This window comes from Mycobacterium sp. TH-M15, assembly GCF_057473705.1.
Map to the genome: position 1 here is coordinate 1 of NZ_JBYCLB010000513.1, position 3,287 is coordinate 3,287.

The 3,287-nt window shown below is 71.0% G+C and carries 3 protein-coding genes and 1 riboswitch; all 3 genes read left to right on the plus strand.

Going from position 1 to position 3,287, the window contains the following annotated elements:
• The first annotated feature begins 32 nt into the window (after positions 1 to 32).
• Positions 33 to 142: riboswitch (TPP riboswitch) on the plus strand.
• Positions 135 to 1,718 carry a phosphomethylpyrimidine synthase ThiC gene (thiC, locus tag AC2VNT_RS12560; RefSeq protein ID WP_486947173.1) on the plus strand — a complete coding sequence of 528 codons (1,584 nt, stop codon included), beginning with the start codon at positions 135 to 137 and terminating at the stop codon, positions 1,716 to 1,718. It overlaps the preceding riboswitch by 8 nt.
• 93 nt (positions 1,719 to 1,811) lie before the next feature.
• On the plus strand, positions 1,812 to 2,642 hold the full coding sequence (gene thiD / locus AC2VNT_RS12565; RefSeq protein WP_486947174.1) for a bifunctional hydroxymethylpyrimidine kinase/phosphomethylpyrimidine kinase: 831 nt from the start codon (positions 1,812 to 1,814) through the stop codon (positions 2,640 to 2,642).
• A partial coding sequence (locus tag AC2VNT_RS12570) for an alpha/beta hydrolase family protein (protein ID WP_486947175.1) occupies positions 2,639 to 3,287 on the plus strand: 649 nt, incomplete at its 3' end. The genes thiD and AC2VNT_RS12570, both read left to right, overlap by 4 nt.

Here is a 3,287-nt window from a genome sequence, read left to right on the forward strand (position 1 = left end):
GCCGCGCTGCGCTAGCGTGGCGGGGTATCGCCAATCACACACGCGGGAGCGCAGCCGAGTGCGCTGAGAGGACGGCCGAAGCCGTCGACCGTATGAACCTGACCGGGTAATGCCGGCGTAGGGAGGAACGACCAATGACCGATCTCGCGGCTGAGCCGAACGTCACCACCGGCCCCATCCGGTACAGCATCAAGCACTACCAGGAGCTGGATGGCGGCGCGAAGGTGCCGTGGCGGCGGGTGAACCTGACCACCGGTGAGCACTTCGACCTCTACGACACCTCCGGGCCCTACACCGACGAGAACGCCGTCATCGACCTGAACGCCGGGTTGCCGGCCCGGCCGGGGGTGGTCCGTGACCGCGGCACCCAGCTACAGCGAGCCCGGGCCGGGGAGATCACCGCCGAGGCGGCGTTCAGCGCCGCCCGGGAGGGCATGCCCGCCGAGTTGGTCCGCGACGAGGTCGCGGCCGGCCGCGCGGTGATCCCGGCCAACCACAACCACCCCGAGCTGGAGCCGATGATCATCGGTAAGGCATTCAAGGTGAAGATCAACGCCAACATCGGCAACTCCGCGGTCACCTCCTCGATCGCCGAGGAGGTCGACAAGATGGTGTGGGCCACCCGCTGGGGTGCCGACACCATCATGGACCTGTCCACCGGCAAAGACATCCACGAGACCCGGGAGTGGATTCTGCGCAACTCCCCCGTCCCGGTCGGCACCGTCCCGATCTACCAGGCGCTGGAGAAGGTCGACGGCGACCCGACCAAGCTGACCTGGGAGATCTACCGCGACACCGTGATCGAGCAGTGCGAGCAGGGCGTGGACTACATGACCGTGCACGCCGGGGTGCTGCTGCGCTATGTCCCGCTCACCGCCGCGCGGGTCACCGGCATCGTCAGCCGCGGCGGGGCGATCATGGCGGCCTGGTGCCTGTCCCGGCACCAGGAGTCGTTCCTGTACACCCATTTCCAGGAACTCGCCGACATTCTGGCCCGCTACGACGTCACCTTCTCGCTCGGTGACGGGCTGCGGCCGGGCAGCATCGCCGACGCCAACGACGAGGCCCAGTTCGCCGAGCTGCGCACCCTGGGCGAGCTGACCAAGATCGCCAAGGCCCGCGGCGCGCAGGTGATGATCGAAGGCCCCGGCCACGTGCCGTACCACAAGATCGTCGAGAACGTGCGGCTCGAGGAGGAGCTCTGCGAGCAGGCGCCGTTCTACACCCTCGGGCCGCTGACCACCGACATCGCCCCGGCCTACGACCACATCACCTCGGCGATCGGCGCGGCGAACATCGCCCAGGCCGGCACCGCGATGCTGTGTTACGTCACCCCCAAAGAGCACCTGGGCCTGCCGGATCGTGACGACGTCAAGGCCGGGGTGATCGCCTACAAGATCGCCGCGCACACCGCCGACCTGGCCAAGGGCCACCCGCACGCCCAGCAACGCGACGACGCGCTGTCCCGGGCCCGGTTCGACTTCCGCTGGCACGACCAGTTCGCCCTCTCCTTGGACCCCGACACCGCAAGGAGCTATCACGATGAGACGCTGCCCGCCGAACCGGCGAAGTCTGCCCATTTCTGCTCGATGTGCGGACCGAAGTTCTGCTCGATGCGGATCAGCCAGGATGTGCGCGACTACGCCGAGCAAGGCATGGCGGAGAAATCGGCCGAGTTCGCCGAACACGGCAATCGGGTGTATCTACCGATCAGCTGACCGGGTAATGCCGGCGTAGGGAGGAATGGCCATGACCGATCGCGTCACCCCGGGCGATTCCGACGGCAACGCGCTGCAAAACCCCGTCCGCTAGTGGATTTCCTGCCGTTGGCCGCGCCGGCGGCGACGCCCGCGCGGGTGCTGACCATCGCCGGGTCGGATTCCGGTGGCGGCGCCGGCATCCAGGCCGACCTGCGCACTTTTGCCCTGCTCGGGCTGCACGGCTGTGTCGCGGTGACCGCGGTGACGGTGCAGAACACCGTGGGCGTCCAGCGTTTCCACGAGATCCCGGCCGATGATGTGATCGGCCAGATGCAGGCCGTGGTCGGCGACATCGGCATCCAGGCGGCCAAGACCGGGATGCTGGCGTCGGCGGCGATCATCGCCGCGGTCGCCGACACCTGGCAGCGGGTAGCGCCGGAGGTGCCGCTGGTGGTGGACCCGGTCTGCGCGTCCATGCACGGCGACCCGCTGTTGCCGGCGTCGGCGCTGGACACGCTGCGCCGGCGACTGTTTCCGGTGGCCACCCTGGTGACCCCGAACCTCGACGAGGTGCGCCTGCTGGTCGGTGTCGACGTGGTGGACGCCGAGACCCAGCGGACGGCGGCGCGGGCGCTGCACGCGCTGGGCCCGCGCTGGGTGCTGGTCAAGGGCGGGCATCTGCGGTCTGCGACCGACAGCCCGGATCTGCTCTACGACGGGGAGCGGTTCCACTCCTTCGACGCGCCGCGGCTCGACACCGGCGACGACCACGGCGCCGGCGACACCCTGGCCGCCGCGACGGCCTGCGCCCTGGCGCACGGCCGCACCGTTCCGGACGCGGTCGGCTTCGGCAAGCAGTGGGTGACCGAGTGCCTGCGCGCGGCCTATCCGCTGGGCCACGGGCACGGCCCGGTGTCGCCGCTGTTCCGGCTGGCGCGATGAGGCGCGACGACCGGGGACTGGCCGACATCGCCGGTGTCGCCCACCGGCCGGCCGGCACCCCGGCCGGCGTGGTGGTGCTGACCCACGGTGCCGGCGGCAGCCGGGAATCGCCGCTGCTGCAGCGGGTCTGCGACGAATGGGCCCGACGCGGCTGGCTGGCGATCCGGTATGACCTGCCCTACCGGCGGCGTCGGCCGAAGGGGCCGCCGTCCGGCTCCGGGGCCGGCGACCGGGCCGGGATCGTCGAGGCGATCGGCTACGCCCGCGGGTGTGCCGACGGTCCGCTGATCGCCGGCGGGCACTCCTACGGCGGCCGGCAGACGTCGATGGTGGTCGCCGACCCGGCCGACGGCGGCACCGCGCCGGATCTGCTGGCGCTCTTCTCCTACCCGGTGCATCCACCCGGCAAACCGGACCAAGCCCGCACCGAACACCTGCCCCGCATCGCGGTGCCGACGGTCTTCACCCACGGCACCGCCGACCCGTTCGGCAGCCCGGCCGAGGTGCGCGCCGCCGCCGCGCTGGTCCCCGCGCCCACCGCGGTCGTCGAGGTCACCGGCGCCCGCCACGACCTGGCCTCGACCCGGCTGGAGGTGCCGGCACTCGCCGTCGACGCCGCGGTGCGGCTGCTAGGTTTGCCGTCAT

What these genes read in the sequence shown, in the direction of transcription:
- thiC (WP_486947173.1), top strand. Translation starts at nt 135, where the DNA reads ATGACCGATCTCGCGGCTGAGCCGAACGTCACCACCGGCCCCATCCGG.